The organism is Synechococcus sp. N5 (assembly GCF_900473925.1).
Taxonomy (GTDB): Bacteria; Cyanobacteriota; Cyanobacteriia; order PCC-6307; family Cyanobiaceae; genus Parasynechococcus.
On record NZ_UCNI01000006.1, the window covers coordinates 364,168 to 378,924 of the forward strand.

Genomic DNA, 14,757 nt, shown 5'->3' on the forward strand with positions numbered 1-14,757 from the left:
TCCATGGTCCGTTTCGCAGACCGTCACTAGCTTGAGCGCGTTTCCGGAGCGCTTGTTTGGCCGCCAGCTCCTGCTGTCGCAGTTGTCAGTACTGCACCCTGCCGGCAGGTGCGAAGGGGTGGTGCCGTCTGCGCCGGTTGGAGGTGCATGCCGAGATTGCAGATCTGATGGTCTGTCACCACTGGACCCCCCGTTCCCCCAAGCTTCCGGCTCTGCAGAGCAGCGGTGTTGGAGAGCGTCAGCTGGAGCTGGATCGCAGCTTGACGTGAGCCTTGATCCATCCACGTCTCCGCCATTGCTGATGGCCTCCACCGGATTAGCACGGGATACTGCAGCCAATCCCGGTTGTTGCCTTGTCTGCCTCAGCTCCGCTGACTCCTCTGGGACTGATCCAGGAACAGCCTGAGGTGGATCGCCTGACCCTTCCCACCGGCGCAACTGTTTTCAGTGCCGGTGAGCCTGTGCAGTTCATCCATGTGATTGAACGGGGATGGATGGAACTGAGCAGTGGTCCGTTGAACCGCATTCGCTTTGGTTCCGGTGAATTGTTTTTCTATGAGGATCTGGTGGATGGCGCCGAGTGTCACAGCCGTGATGCCACAGCGGTGACGCCTGTTTCGTTGTTCCGCCTGAGCCGCTCCAATTTTCTGGCGCTCATCCATCGGCACCCAACGCTGGTGCTGCAATTGCTCAGCAAGCAGCACAGCCGTTTGCGGCAGCAGCGGGCTGATGCCCGTCACTTCTATTGATCGCCACCCAGGAGCAGCAGCAGGCTGCGGGTCACCTTGGCGGCCAGCACGGAGCTGATGCCGCTGGTGTCGAGTTGTGGTGCCAGTTCCACCACATCGGCTGCGACCAGCTGATGCTCCCGCAGAACCTCCACCAGGTTGGCGAAATCAGACCACTGGTAACCACCGGGTTCCGGTGTGCCGGTTCCCGGCAGAACGGCGGGATCAAACCAGTCCAGGTCGACGGTGAGATAAATGGGTTTTCTCTTCAAGGGAGCGAGCACCTGTTCAAGGGCATCGATGCTGGGCATGAGCCGACCGCTCTCGTGCAGTTCGTTGAATTCCTCCCGTGTTCCACTGCGGATCGCGAGTTGAAACAGCGTCTGACTGGGAAGGATGTCCAAGCAGCGGCGCATGGCGCAGGCATGGCTGTGACGGGCCCCCAGCCAGCTGTCCCTGAGATCGGCATGGGCATCCAGCTGCAGGAGCACCAGATCGGGGTGGCGTTGCGCCACGGCAGCCACGGCGCCGGAGCTGATCGAATGCTCCCCGCCCAGCATCAGGGGCTTGAGGCCCAGGGCGAGCACGGCTTCGGTGGCCTGCTTCACCTTGCTCAGAACGGGCTCAGGGTTGCCAAAGGGAATCTCAACGGCACCGAGATCGGCAAAGTCGAGATCCTCCAGATCCAGGTTGAGTTGCGGGCAATAGGTTTCCAGGCCAGTGCTCACCTCTCGTATGGCGGCGGGCCCGAAGCGAGTGCCTGGGCGAAAGGACGTGGTGCCGTCGTACGGGACCCCGAAGAGGCCAACGCGGCAGCCGGCAGGGTCGCGCCGGGAGCCCATAAAAATGGTTCCGTCGCTGTCAAACAGCTCACTGAACTGGGGTGCAGTCATGACTGCAGCTCCCGTTCGACGAAGGCGGGGATGGCGTCCATGGCACCTCGCTGCCAGCGCGGTGACCAGATTTTGCAGCCTGCGGCAACGGTTTTGATGCGCTCGGGATCGGGACTGCGGTAGCGGGGTGTTTCCATCGCGGCGAAGGTCCAGCTCCACCAGCCGCTTGGGTACATCGGCACCCAGCCATAGAGCGGGTCGGCGTGGTCAAACACCTCGCGCAACAGCCGAACCATGGCGATGTGGACATCCCGGAAGGCTTCAGGAGATTCACTTTGTGTGCCAAACACGCCCCCCGGCTTGAGCAGCCGTCGGCAGTTTTCAAAGAAAGCTCGGTTGAACAGTCCTTCTGCGGGTCCGGCGGGGTCAGAGCCATCTACCAAGACAACGTCGTAGCTCTGAGCCTCAGCCTCGGCGGCCCAGGCGATGCCATCCCCCACCGTGAGCTGGAATCGCGGATCGCTCCAGGCGGATCCGCCAATGTCGGGAAGGTGTTCCCGGCTGAGTTCCACCACACGCCCGTCAATCTCCACCATGTCCAGCCGCTGGACGCCTGGGTGGCGCAGGCATTCCCGAGCGGTGCCGCCGTCCCCGCCTCCGATCACCAGAATTCGCTCGTTCGAGCGGGCGCTGCACAGAGCTGGGTGCACCAAGGCCTCGTGGTAGTGGCGTTCCTGCTGCTCCGCCGTCATCCAACAGCCATCCAGGAGCAGCCCCCGCCCGTAGCGTTCACTGCGAATCACGCTGATCCGCTGGAACGGACTGGTCTCCTCGACCAGCACCTCTCCCTTCAATCCATAGCGGACGCCGCGGTGTTCTTCGTCAATCCAGCTGCTCATGGGGCGCGGTGGGCATCTCTCCAGCTAAGGACCCGGTGGGGCTGTTCCCAAACACCAGATGTGGTGCTCTTGGGATTGACGAACGCAAGATGTGGAGGTCGAATGTGCTTGGTTGGGGAGCTGCTGTGGAAGAGGGCAGCTCTAAAGCCTTTTTCGTCAGATCAAGGCTTTTGTTTTATCGGTAGGGGTCAGGGTTGGTGCAGGTGCTCCCTCTTCGAAGCATCAACCTGGTGGGAGCATCCTGTTGTTCTTGAGCCAGGAGATGGCTGGTGCAAGATCTGGTGGTGAACGAGCGGTTGACCATTCCGTCCAGGGAGCTGCGCTGGCGGTTCAGCCGCTCATCCGGCCCCGGCGGGCAGGGGGTCAACACCACCGATTCCCGTGTGGAATTGCTTCTGGATCTAGCGAACTGTTCTTGTCTGGGTCCATTTCGCCGGGCCCGATTGCTGGAGCACTTCCAGACCCGTTTGGTGGAGGGCTGCCTACGGGTTGTGGTCGCAGAAGAACGCTCCCAATGGCAGAACCGACAGAAGGCTCTGCATCGCATGGGGGAGCTGCTGCGGGAGGGCTTGCAGCCAGCACCGCGTGCCCGAAAGGCCACCCGGCCGGGTCGTGGTGCTGTGAAGCGGCGCTTGGACACGAAGAAAAAGCGTGGTGACCTCAAGCGTCAACGGCGCAGTCGTCCCTCCCTGGACGACTAATCGGATCCAGAGGTGGGCGAGTGTTCTGCTCGGATCGCCGCTTTGGCCTGTTTCCAGAGGGCTTCCAATTCGTTGATGCTGCGGCCCTGCAGATCCCCTTCCAGGGCAGCTTCAACGCGGGAGAAGCGGTCGAGGAAGCGTTGATTCGTGCCGGCGAGACCCTCCTCGGGTTCGATGCTGCACCAACGGGCCACATTCACCAGGGTGAACAGCAGATCGCCCAGTTCCTCCTGGGCATGACTTTTGTCGCCGTTGGCCACCGCCTCCTTGAGTTCGTCCAGCTCCTCATGGACCTTCTCCCAGACGCCGGCCATGTCATCCCACTCGAAGCCGGCTTTGGCCGCTTTCTTGGAAATGGTCATGGCCCCAGCCAGGGCCGGCAGGCCCCGCACCTTGGCTCTGAGCCGGTCGCTGAGGGGGCTGGAGGAGCCCGCCAGGGACTCGGCCTGCTCCTGGAGCTTGATGGCCTCCCAACTGCGTCGCACCTCGTCACTGGTGCTGGCGACGGCATCGCCGAACACATGGGGGTGACGGCGGATCAGTTTGTCGCTGATGCCATCGGCAATCGCATCCAGATCAAAGCGCTGCTGCTCCCGAGCGATCTGGGCATGCAGCACCACCTGCAGCAGCAGATCCCCAAGCTCCTCCTTCATATGGGCATCGCTGCCCTGGCGGATCGCATCGGCCACTTCGTGGGCCTCTTCCAGCACGTAGGGCACCAGCGAGGCATGGGTCTGCTCCAGATCCCAGGGACAGCCCGTTGCTGGATCCCTGAGTTGGGCCACAACATCGATCAGTCGCTGGATGGCGTCAGAAGGAGCGTTGGCCATGCCGGGGCAACAACTGGGGCAACGCCCACCTTCTCATCGCTGTCGTTTCTTCGACCATTCATGGGGCCAGGGGTCGCCATCGAGGATCAGGTGGATCCAGGCACTGCCCTCCAAGCCCACAAGCAGGGCGATGAACTCCCGTGGGTGCTGACGCATCAGTTGCTGGAGCGTTGTCAGCAGCACCGCTGGTGAGAGTGCTGGAACCGCCATGGTCACGATCAGGCACCAGGTGAGCAGCACCGCCAGGCGCGCGGTTGTTCCCAGCAGCGGACCATGGGACCAGAGCGAGCGATGGGGAACCAGCAGGCGGTAGGGCCACCAGAGAAAGCCGAGGGCTCCCCACCGCCGCAGCGCATTGGAGCGGGTGTCCAGGTCAGGGGACAGCCACAAGCCACCGGCCCAACAGCTTGCTGATGCGATCAGTGCTGCCTTGATGCCCAGCACCAAGCCCACAGCGATCCCGAGCGGGAGGCTCAGAACCCAGATGCTCTGGTCGTGGCGGTGACCCGTTGCCAAGCCTTCGGAGCTGCTGTGCGTCCCCAAGCTGACGCGTTAGGGCAGAATCTGCCCGGTGGGGCGATTAGCTCAGCGGTAGAGCACCTCCCTTACAAGGAGATTGTCACTGGTTCGATCCCAGTATCGCCCATTCCTCCAAAGCAACCACCAGCATTGGCTTTCTGCTCTGAGCAGGGAGGCCACTTTTCTTGATTTTCATCTAGGTGTGCTCTAAAACGTGCTCCAAATAGTCCTATCGTTGAGTCGGCCCAAAAGTTCGCTTTACCAGCGGCTTTCACGAGTTGATCGGTTATGCCGCGAGCTACCGCAACAGAGACACTGGAGAGAGTCGAACACCTCCAGGGAATGATCCTGGAGGGGCAGCCCAATACCGCTTGTCTCAGTTTTGCGAGACAAGCGTGGGGGGTCTCCAGAGCGCAGGGCTACAGGCTTCTGAAGAAAGCATGGACGCAGATCAAGGACGACATCGATGAGAGCGGAATCGACCGGCAGGAGCTGCTGTCATGGTCAATCCAAACGCTGATGGCCGCGGCTGGGCAGGCGATGCAGCAGAAGAACCCTGGCGCCGTGGTGAGTGCCATCCGCCAGCTTGATCACATGACCGGCACCGGATACAACTCCCAACGCGGTTACGGCATCAACAGGCGCAAATGCTGAACAAGCTCCTCATTTGATCGATGACTCAGCACGCAAAAGCCCCGACTTAGTCGGGGCTTTCACTGACCTTGGACGGGTAATTCCTTATAGATCCAATCAAGACAAGTATGTGTAAATCGATTCAAAAGATACTTTTCGAAGTAGCCAAGGGGCCATCTCCTCTTTCGCTAGCCCAGCGAAAGAGGAGAGTGCATTGGCCCGTCGATCCCGTCCAAGGACGACTTAGGAATCTTGACCGAAGGTATTCATGTTGGGTGTGATAAATATTTTCAATTGATGTGGCATGCAGCACAAATTATTCTCGCTTATGAAGTCTTAGGGTCGACTAAGCCGAAGATTCAGAGAAATTTCTTGATGCAGTGCGCTTTCTTGCTTATGCCCATATTTTACTCCAGTTAACCAATTGCCTCACATTCTTTGGTTAATTTTGGATTAACTCGATTTCATCAATATTTAGATTACTTTTAGTGCTTTGTTGAAGGTGGTTGAGCCTAATTGGGATTATTTCGTCCATGCACCCTTAGAAGAAGGTGTAGTGCGCTTTGAAACCAAAACCGAGCGTGCACTTTATGCAAAGGTTGTTGCCTCTGAAGCGAACTGGATGGAATCTCAAAGTTGTGAGCGTCTCATCGTCTATTTGAGAGCAAGGCAGGATTTGGAGTCTTTTCGAGAAGGATTTAAAGCCAAGGAAAGTTAGTTCTATAAGTCTAGATATTGCCAAATATATACTTTCTCGCTTGCAAAGCTACTAATGCGCATACCTCGTCTTTTGTTTTTGGTGATTTTCAGGAAGTTTGTTGATGCCCAATGAAGTACGTGATTGGCTTTTCGCATATGATTAAGATGCACTTGTCTATTGGCAGACAGCGTGCAATATCTTTTGGTTCAAGGCAGGGTAGAGTTCGACATAGTGATCTTTATTTTAGAAATTAATATGTAGCAAATTTCTCTTGCTATGCATCAAGACTACACCGCTATTGCCCTTCTCCTCTTTACTGCGTTGCCGCTCTTGTGCGTTGCCGCAGCGGCGTTCTTCTATGTTAAGAATAATGAGCGGAAAACACCGCTTAAGAGGGAAGATTTTTATCGATAAATCTATGACATAAGGGTTTTGGGTTAGTGGTGATTGATCCTTTGAGTAGACTACGTCGACTGAGTTTCTAAATACTGTCTAGAGATAGTTGTTAGAAGACAATAGAGAATAACTAATTATTATCACTACGATTTCATGCCGCTTTGGGTGTCTGCGCTGCTCGGAGTTGTGAAATCTGGCTATGGAATGATTCTTAGGTCTTAGGCCTTGAGGTGCTGCCCGCCTCCAGTTATATAACGCTGAACTGACTTCTCCCGGTCAGAAGAGAAGCCAGCTTTCTTGTCAGCGCCCAATGACCACGGCTTGTCATTGGATGGAGGTCTTGGGGACTCCAAAGACATAATCACTTTTTCGTTGAGTGGTCTCTCTTCAGATGAGGCAATGTCGGAGTCCAAATGATTCGCGTCAACGTTCCGAGGTGTAGGAGTTTGCTCATACGCTGTGTATGCCGACACTTCAGACCCTTGGAACTATGTGAGTCACGAGGTCAGCATTGACCCAGTTTGTGACGTGATTATCCACATATATCACCTGGAAAAACTTTGGAACCTTCGGGTTTTTGGCGCTGCCAATAACGTTAATGACGTCAGCTACGCGCCAGGTCTTGTCAGTGTTCTTGATGATCACCGCCATTCCCGCTTTGACGTGGAGAAAGACCGGATCTGGTTTGGGCGTTGATGCGCCACTTGCATGATCAATTGACATACACCTTTTCAAGTAGGTCTCTACTGCTTTTGGCAGTTAGACGAGTTGCAGCTTCCTATGAAATAACGCTGATCTGACTCCCCGCATCGTCAGAGAGGGAGTCAGTGGTGTTATCAGCGCCCAATGGTCATGCAGGGGCCATTGGATGGAGGTGGGCCTCCAAAGTCACAGTCGCACCGTCTATGGCTATTGCTTGTTCTTAAGAGGAGATGGCAGTGATCAAATGAGCCGCGTCAACGTCCATAGCTGTTCACCTAAATACTGGACCAGCCGCGTTCTCAGGTTGAGCTGGAGGTGCTGGAGCTTTAATCCTGTTGTCTATCCGCAATGGTGAGAACAGCAGAAGGTTTCCGCCAACGAGCCCTGCCGTGACGACTATCGCGGTGACTACTTCCAGCAACTCAGTCGTTTTTCCTGAGGTCAAGTCACCCTTCAGTTAACGCTGAACTGACTCCCCGTCCGCCAAGAAAGGAAGTCAGCTTTTCTGGACAGCGCCCAATGGTCCCTACAAAAACCATGGGATGGAGGTCTTGGGGACTCCGAAGACATAATCATCCCTTCGGGTGCACACCTCGATACAGATGAGGCGATGGGAGTTGTCAAATGAGTCGCCGAAATGTCAAAACGCTGAACTGACTCCCCGCTCGCCAGAGAGGGAGCCAGGTCGCTCCAGCGCCCAATGGCTAAGTGCAAACCATTGGATGGAAGTGCCCAGCAACGGAACTTCCAAAGACACGATCAGTTCTGCCCTGGGCCGCGCTCTTTCAGATGAGGCGATGGCAGCGATCAAATGAGACGGATTCCTAGATCACCGTGGATTGAGCTGCAGCAGATGCTCGACACAACTTGATTGAGGTTTAGGAGACGTTGCTCACTACCAGTCAGTTAACGCTGATCTGACTCCCCCCCTGAGGAAAAGGAGGAGAGTCAGTGGTGTTATCAGCGCCCAATGGTCATCACTCCATTGGATGGAGGCTGTGCTGCGCTCCAGTCAAACTATCGCTTCGGCAGGCAACGTGTGCCGTTCCAATGGGCCGAAAGCGTATTCCAAATGATTCGCTGAAATGTATCGACGACTGAAAACGCTGAACTGACTCCCCTAGTTGAGGAGAGGAGTCAGGCCGTCACTTGCTATGTCAACGCCGGACTGGATAAGCGTAGACACACACAGCGTCCAATGGAAATTGCCCCTCCATTGGATGGAAGATCCATGCGACTGAACTTCCGTAGACACCATCGCTCTTGCTGGGGGCTAAGTGCAGTTCAGATGAGGCACTGGCAGTAACTAAATGAGGCACACCAATGTTGTGGCAAGCGAAGACTCTGAACCGACTCCTCCCCTGAAACACAGGAGTCAGTACTTCTTGTCAGTGCCCAAAGCTTGCATCAACCCGTTGTGGCAAGCCATCCCAACATTCGCGTAGATGCCATCAAAGGGGCAATGCGCCTTAATGCCGATGACTTTGTGCCATGAGGGCACAAAAATATGGTCATCGAGATCGGAGGCGTTCATGAGAGACGACGGTCCAACCGAGCAGATCCAAGAAGTCAACTGACTTTCTGGCCCCTGCTCCAACAGTCTCATGAATGACCTGGGTTGGTCGTTTGGTTAGGTACACATCAGATACGTCACGCCATTCGACGCTCCGCTTGCACCGCCTGAGGTGCCCTAGGAGAAAACGACCCATCCTTTAGAGCAAATGGCCCCAGGGGCCCTACAGCCAGAAGCTTCGACCCTTTTTCGTTTCAGTAGTGATGGGTTGAACCATGCACAAGCGAGCGAGCTAGGCCGTCTCTTCCATCTGGGAGGGGCGGCCTCCTCTTTGCAAAGCAAAATCGTTCACTATTTTTGCAGTGAATAACTTGACTACAATCTATTTTGTCAAGTCGATTGAAAACCTGGGTCCTAACGATTAGGTTTCTGGTAATTTTTCCTAATTATTGGTGGAGACTGTGTGCTTTAGAAGCATAAATAATCTGCATAGGTGCTTTGGGTAACTTGGATATGTCAAATAAGAGCTATGGTCTTAAAGCTGATATTTACTATTAAGTACTTCTCTAAGTTTTATGCGCTTTACCATTGTTTATGCGTCCGCAACTGGTCATACAGAAGACATCGCGGAAAGGCTGAAAGTGCTATTGCCTGGATCGGAATTAAAAGATCTTGATAGAATAGATTTTACAAAAGAGCTGGAAGAGTCTGAGGCACTCATTTGTTGTACCCCAACGTGGAATACTGGTTCTGAAACCAAGAGATCAGGTACAACATGGGACGAGCATATTGATAATATTCCTCATTTATTCCTAAAAGGCAAGCCTATTGCGATTGTAGGTCTAGGCGATTCTGCGGCCTTCAGCAAGTATTTTTGTGATGCAATGGAAGAGCTTTATAGATCTTTCGAATCTGCAGGAGGTCGGATGATCGGCCATGTATCAGTGGAGCAGTATATCTTTGATGATTCCAAAAGCGTTGTTGACGGCATGTTTTGCGGCCTTCCTTTGGATGAAGACAATGAATCCGAAAAGACCGACGAGCGACTTCAGTCTTGGGTCAAGTTAATTATGCAAGAGGCAACTACATAAAAGTCCTCGTGTGCAATGTATGCCATCACGAAGCCTAATCTGCTTTTTCGATTTCCTCTTTCGAAGTTGAACTATTAACATGCTTTATTTTAAATTTTTTCTCTAAAAAATTAATAGGTAAGCCGCCAAAAATAGCAACAAGGGCTGGAGTTAATGCCATGCTGACCACTATTAGGCCAATTGGTTGTTTACTTGATTCGCGAATGGCTATAACAAGAACTCCGCCGCACACAAGTGTGTAGACAGAGAGGCTAAATATAATCTTCAATGAGCGCTTCATAGTCTCCTGGGTTTTGTAGGCAAAATACTCTTGGAAAACGAAGGATGACTAGGTGTCTTTAAGCTCTTTGCCTCAGTGGTCAAATAACGCTGATCTGACTCCCCGCATCGTCAGAGAGGGAGTCAGTGGTGTTATCAGCGCCCAATGGTTAAAACGAAAAAACCATTGGATGGAAGACTCATCCGACTAAAGCTTCCGAAGACAGCATCGCCCCTGACGTGGGCTGTGCTTTTTCAGATGAGGTGATGGCAGTGACCAAATGAGTCGCTGAAATGTTGTGGTAATTGAAAACGCTGAACTGACCCCCACCGAGGAAGTTAGGAGCCAGCTTCTGGTCAGCGCCCAATGGTCATTGGAGAAACCATTGGATGGAGGTCTTTTGGGTCTCCGAAGATAGAATCACACCTGTCACCGATTGCCCTCTTTCAGATGCGGCGATAGCGGCGACTAAATGACTCACTGAAAGGTTTCGGCAACTGAACACGCTGAACTGACTTCTCTGGTTGAGAAGAGGAATCAGAATCTGAATCAGTGCTCAGTGCTCAGTGCTCAATGGTCAATGGTCAATGGTCAATATCCCATTGAATGGAGTGGTGCTGCTGCCCCTTACAGTTTTTTTCTGTATAGGCTTCTCTGGAGGCCATTTTCCTGAACGGCCGAACAAAGAATAAACCCCCCATCCCAATGAGATGAGGGGCACTTCAAACATGGTGGATCAATTAGGCACTTACTTTTGTAGTTCCCATGTTGTCAAGCGCCTCAGAAACTCGCTTGAAGTTAAAGCCCATGCCTCGCAAGGCATGCCAAAAATGTCCTTGCAGGAAGAAGAACGCCAGGTAAAAGTGCGTATTGGCCAGCCAAGCCCGGGCTGAGTGGGCACCACCCTCAAGAGTAGTTGCGTCGCTGAAGTAGGGTGAGAAAGCGAAACTCAATTTCAATGGGTCGCCGTAGAGCTCAACGGGATAAATAGTCGTGTTTTGAGCACACCAAATACTGGTCACAAAACCCATCAGAGCTACACCTGCAAGCGAGTAGGACAAGATTGACTCGCCGTTGTAGATCAAGACCTTCTTGAATGGTCCGAAAGGGCTGGAGATGATATGCCAAACACCACCAATTGTGAGAATGAAGGCCAAAACGGCATGGCCACCCATCACGTCTTCAAGACTACTGATGGAGAGAAAATTAGCTTGATAACCCCATACCATGCCGAGGTCAATGTTTGGTTCAACCCGTCGAACAGCTCCGATTGCGGTGTCGTAAATACCATGCCGTTTTGCCCATTCAACGAAGGCGATGACTCCTAGCCCGAGGAATATCAGATGATGACCCAGGATGAAAGTGAGCTGTTTGCCATCACTCCATTCAAAATGAAACTTTTGGGCGCGTCCCTCAGCTTCTGATAGATCTTTGGGTGCTCGAAGCGTATGCCAGATTCCAGCTGCTCCAAGTACAGCTGATGAAACCAGATGGAACGCTGCGATCGCGATGAGGGGTTGCTGGTCAATGATTTCAGCACCTTCTCCTACGCCGAAGCCAAGGCCGGCGAGATGTGGAATTAAAATCAGCCCTTGTTCCCCCATTGGCAGTGTTCCGTCATAACGGGCCAACTCAAACAAGGTGAATGCACCTGCCCAAAACATGATTAAACCTGCATGGGCAGCGTGGGCTGCAATGAAAGAACCGCTGCGCTTCGCGACTCCTGCATTTCCAGCCCACCAGTCATAACTGACTGACGAACTTCCGTAAGACTGCATTTCAAGAAAGATGCGGCATAAGAAACATAATGATTGCCGCCTTAAGTATTGATCTGCTTTTACATACCTTTGCAGCTGCAAGTCATATTTAACTGGTCAAAGAGTCATTTGGTTAACGTATTTAGCCTGAATCTTTTGAGTTTTTGTTTTGAATCATTTGATCCGACGCTTTGAATGCTTTGAGCTGTAAAATGATATTATTTGTACTGGTAAAAAATGTATCTGGTGCAACAGGTTAATTGCATTGTCCTATCAAAAATTACCTTCAAATCACCCCCGTATGTTTTGCGAGCTTTTGCATCCATTTTTCATGCGCATAAGGATTATTTTCTGAATTTCTATAGGAAAAAATCTATTGTACAAAATTGCTGGTGAGAGATAGTTGCTCTGATCTTTGTTGAAGCTTGTCCAAGATCGATACGGTATTTATCCCGCTCAGCAATGCCTAGAATATTGGCAACGTATTAAGAAAGTGATTAATCTTAAACTTCTTTTGCGTCAAATTATCAACAGACAGAGCGTCTATTCTGTTTTAAGTTTTGCCCACTCAGAAGGCAACACACTGGCGATTATCTTAAAGCTTGTTCCCTCATCGGGTTGGAGGATATATGCGACTCCTTGCGGTTCTGGATAAATTCCTGTTGCGGCTTCAAAAGGATCATCATGTCCGATAATGACTGTGTTGGTCCCTGGCAGAGGTGGGCGTGTTAATAAAGGCATGACATTTTTTTTCATCAGTTCAATATGATCTTCGGTATAATCTTCATAAGGCAAAAAGTTCAATCGGGAATCTTTTTTGCTCCATCTGCCGAATGCAAGGTTTGCTGTCTTCCATGATCGGCAATACTCACTAACAATAATGTTACCAACTGGAATTTCTTTGGAGGCAAATGCAATGCCGATTCCGTGAGATTCTTTGATCCCCTGATTGCTCAGCTTTCTCTGAGAACTGCAATCATCAAGGCTCATTAGAGGATCAGCTTGGTCTGCATAATCTCTTTTGGTCGTTGCATGACGTATATAAATGACATAGCCTCCATCCTTAAGGGAATCAAGCAGAGTTGATTTCTCAATACTCAGTTCTGAAGTCAGACCAACGACTGGTTTTGTATTTTTTTGCGCTGGTGAGGATACAACCTGACTTCGATTTGAGGAGTCACCTAATTTTTCATTTGTCCCGCATGAACTCATAAGTAATGCAGTAATCAATGGAATAAGAATCTTTGACATGAGATTGGTGGTTAAAGTGATTGTTTTGGCTTTAGCGACTGTTGGATTTTCGTTGCTTTTTTATAGGTGTTGAGTGCATTGCTTTGGCTGGTACTTGTTGTTATGAGTTTGGTGGCGCCCGCTTTTTTCAATAAATCCTTTGAAGCGAGATAGTCGCATGCTGCTTGTTAGCGGAATAGCCGAGATACCAGCTATAGAAGTTTCGAATCTTGATAATGACATAAGGAATAAATTAGTCAGAAATGATTGTTTAATTTCTCGTCATTTTGCTCTATTGATCTTAAAATACGTTGCCGCTCTTCAACACATTGGACAGTTGTCCTATGGGCTTCTGCAATTGCATCAACTAGACCAATCGGCCATTCAGTTCCGCAGCGCATTTGCGCTTCTAATACTGATGCGTCTAGTTTTGACAGACGGGTTGTTTTACGAGACATCAGTGATGGTGTGATTTTGAAGGTATCAACGCCAGTCATTGACGAGTAACGAAAAGACTCATCAATGATCCTGGTTTGGTTAAAACGTCTTTCTTGCTCTTTAACCTGGAGGGAAGAAGAGCCATTGGTGTTTTCAATGCCCAATGTTTCTCACAACATTAGATTGAGGTTTCGTGGCTCTGCAACAAGCATGGCTTGTGGACGGATGCTGTTACGTCGTGATGAGGCAATGCCACTAGCCAAATGATCGTTGCCCATGTTTCGATGCGGTGTGGTCAATAATCAGACAACGCTGAACTGGCTTCCCACCGAAGAAGAGAAGCCAGTTACTCTCCAGCGCCCCAATGACTGTGGATAGGCCATTGGATGGAAAGCCCTAACGGCAGAACTTCCACAAACATCATCACCTCTGCCGCGGGTTGAGTACTAATCCGATGATGTAGAGGCAGCGATCAAATGAGTCTTATCAATTTCCCCAAAGATGCCTATTACTGCGTGCCTTTGTTTTGGCTCTGAGGAGTAGTCCCGTAGATGATGTGACATAACACCAGTACTAGGCCAACGATTGGCAGCACTAAAGGAACCATATATAAGGATCTGGCTTGGACTTCATGATGAATACTGCATGAGCGGACCGCACAGGTAAATTTCACTTTTTAATGTTCAGGTGCCAGCAACGCTTAACTGACTCCCCCCGTTCAGAAGAGGAGTCAGTCCCTGAACAGCGCCCAATGGTCATCACTCCATTGGATGGAAGTGCTGTAATAGAACTTCCATAAGAATTGTCACTCTAGTCACGAGCTAAGTGCAGTACAGATGAGGTAATAGCTGCACCCAAATGTACGCCAGATATGTTGCGGATTGTCCGGCGCTAATGCCCTAGACAAAGTAAGGAATCATTATTCCCTTTGACTTGTAGTCATTGTGCTTTAGAGCTATCACTATACCTAGATCTTAAGATAAGGCCTAGTTGTGATTAAATCAGGCCTAGTATTGAGAAAAGGCCTCTGCTCAGAACTATTAACAATGCAATTGATGTGCAAGTAATCAGGTTTAGCGATACCAGCTGAAAAATGATTGGACTTTGTATTTGTTCATGAGGTCCCTCGTGTTTTTGTTTTCCATGAGGCGTGTCCCAATAGGCAAAGACCAGTCCTTTCTTGACCTCAAGCGTGTTGCGTGTGTTGAGTGCGCCGTAGCCAAACTCACTAATTATTTCTGTCTGTTGTCGGATTTTTTTGCTCTCATTAACAAAGATCGATTGAATCCAATCACTGTGTGTTTTGATCCCAGCGGCAATCCAGAAGATCGCGGTAACTCCAACAAGAACATTGAGAATTTCCACTAGTTTAAAACCATATCTTCGTTGGTTTCGGTTTTGTTATGAAATAATTTGATAGCAATCCATGTTTGCGATGCTGCTTTTGCTGGGTGAATATCGATCACATTCGGTCGTTAAAGCTTCGCTTAAATGCTTATCTTTTTGCATGCTGATCGTATATTTTTAT

Annotated in this window: 16 protein-coding genes and 1 tRNA gene; 7 read left to right on the forward strand and 10 right to left on the reverse strand. The window is 51.2% G+C overall.

The annotated features are described in order from the left end of the window. The first annotated feature begins 56 nt into the window (after positions 1–56). Together DXY03_RS07265 and DXY03_RS07270 are read left to right on the forward strand one after the other, a co-directional pair. Positions 57–269, forward strand: coding sequence for a hypothetical protein (locus DXY03_RS07265; RefSeq protein ID WP_115009811.1), 213 nt, complete (start codon positions 57–59; stop codon positions 267–269). Between the two features lie 84 nt (positions 270–353). Beyond that, entirely contained in the window at positions 354–749 is a 396-nt protein-coding gene (locus tag DXY03_RS07270; RefSeq protein ID WP_115009812.1) for a cyclic nucleotide-binding domain-containing protein, read from the forward strand. On the opposite strand, the gene speB is transcribed toward DXY03_RS07270, so the two are convergent. Together speB and speE are read right to left on the reverse strand one after the other, a co-directional pair. Next, entirely contained in the window at positions 743–1,621 is an 879-nt protein-coding gene (gene speB, locus DXY03_RS07275) for an agmatinase (protein WP_115009813.1), read from the reverse strand. The two genes, DXY03_RS07270 and speB, sit on opposite strands and share 7 nt — an antisense overlap. Further along, complete coding sequence (gene speE / locus DXY03_RS07280; RefSeq protein ID WP_115009814.1) at positions 1,618–2,460, reverse strand: polyamine aminopropyltransferase; 843 nt, start codon at positions 2,458–2,460, stop codon at positions 1,618–1,620. The genes speB and speE overlap by 4 nt, the downstream gene beginning before the upstream one ends. A 269-nt stretch (positions 2,461–2,729) precedes the next feature. On the opposite strand from speE, the gene arfB reads away from it, so the two are divergent. Continuing rightward, entirely contained in the window at positions 2,730–3,161 is a 432-nt protein-coding gene (arfB, locus tag DXY03_RS07285) for an alternative ribosome rescue aminoacyl-tRNA hydrolase ArfB (RefSeq protein WP_115009815.1), read from the forward strand. Here the strand turns inward: arfB and mazG are convergent. Both mazG and DXY03_RS07295 read right to left on the reverse strand, forming a co-directional pair. Beyond that, positions 3,158–3,991, reverse strand: a complete 834-nt coding sequence (gene mazG / locus DXY03_RS07290) for a nucleoside triphosphate pyrophosphohydrolase (RefSeq protein WP_115009816.1) — start codon at positions 3,989–3,991, stop codon at positions 3,158–3,160. The two genes, arfB and mazG, sit on opposite strands and share 4 nt — an antisense overlap. A gap of 33 nt (positions 3,992–4,024) precedes the next feature. Next, positions 4,025–4,507, reverse strand: a complete 483-nt coding sequence (locus tag DXY03_RS07295; protein ID WP_115009984.1) for a metal-binding protein — start codon at positions 4,505–4,507, stop codon at positions 4,025–4,027. Positions 4,508–4,565: 58 nt separating this feature from the next. On the opposite strand from DXY03_RS07295, the gene DXY03_RS07300 reads away from it, so the two are divergent. The 3 genes from DXY03_RS07300 (at position 4,566) to DXY03_RS11865 (ending at position 5,861) form a co-directional block, all read left to right on the forward strand. After that, a tRNA-Val gene (locus DXY03_RS07300) sits at positions 4,566–4,637 on the forward strand. Positions 4,638–4,798: 161 nt separating this feature from the next. Beyond that, the gene (locus tag DXY03_RS07305) at positions 4,799–5,164 is read left to right on the forward strand and encodes a hypothetical protein (RefSeq protein WP_115009817.1); all 366 of its coding nucleotides are present in this window, start codon (positions 4,799–4,801) and stop codon (positions 5,162–5,164) included. A gap of 475 nt (positions 5,165–5,639) precedes the next feature. Further along, complete coding sequence (locus DXY03_RS11865; protein WP_136987660.1) at positions 5,640–5,861, forward strand: hypothetical protein; 222 nt, start codon at positions 5,640–5,642, stop codon at positions 5,859–5,861. A gap of 852 nt (positions 5,862–6,713) precedes the next feature. On the opposite strand, the gene DXY03_RS07310 is transcribed toward DXY03_RS11865, so the two are convergent. Continuing rightward, positions 6,714–6,962, reverse strand: a complete 249-nt coding sequence (locus DXY03_RS07310) for a DUF3104 domain-containing protein (RefSeq protein WP_115009818.1) — start codon at positions 6,960–6,962, stop codon at positions 6,714–6,716. Positions 6,963–8,316: 1,354 nt separating this feature from the next. After that, entirely contained in the window at positions 8,317–8,475 is a 159-nt protein-coding gene (locus tag DXY03_RS12280) for a hypothetical protein (RefSeq protein WP_170952003.1), read from the reverse strand. A gap of 554 nt (positions 8,476–9,029) precedes the next feature. Here DXY03_RS12280 and fldA point away from each other — a divergent pair. Continuing rightward, positions 9,030–9,545, forward strand: coding sequence for a flavodoxin FldA (fldA, locus tag DXY03_RS07315; protein ID WP_115009819.1), 516 nt, complete (start codon positions 9,030–9,032; stop codon positions 9,543–9,545). Between the two features lie 34 nt (positions 9,546–9,579). On the opposite strand, the gene DXY03_RS11870 is transcribed toward fldA, so the two are convergent. The 4 genes from DXY03_RS11870 to DXY03_RS11875 all read right to left on the reverse strand — a co-directional run bounded on the left by DXY03_RS11870 (position 9,580) and on the right by DXY03_RS11875 (position 13,393). Next, complete coding sequence (locus DXY03_RS11870) at positions 9,580–9,777, reverse strand: hypothetical protein (protein ID WP_136987661.1); 198 nt, start codon at positions 9,775–9,777, stop codon at positions 9,580–9,582. A gap of 767 nt (positions 9,778–10,544) precedes the next feature. Further along, complete coding sequence (locus DXY03_RS07320) at positions 10,545–11,582, reverse strand: chlorophyll a/b binding light-harvesting protein (RefSeq protein ID WP_115009820.1); 1,038 nt, start codon at positions 11,580–11,582, stop codon at positions 10,545–10,547. Positions 11,583–12,104: 522 nt separating this feature from the next. Further along, the gene (locus DXY03_RS07325) at positions 12,105–12,812 is read right to left on the reverse strand and encodes a histidine phosphatase family protein (RefSeq protein WP_115009821.1); all 708 of its coding nucleotides are present in this window, start codon (positions 12,810–12,812) and stop codon (positions 12,105–12,107) included. Positions 12,813–13,048: 236 nt separating this feature from the next. After that, positions 13,049–13,393: a hypothetical protein gene (locus DXY03_RS11875; protein WP_136987662.1), complete on the reverse strand. Its 345-nt coding sequence runs from the start codon at positions 13,391–13,393 to the stop codon at positions 13,049–13,051. Between the last annotated feature and the right edge of the window lie 1,364 nt (positions 13,394–14,757).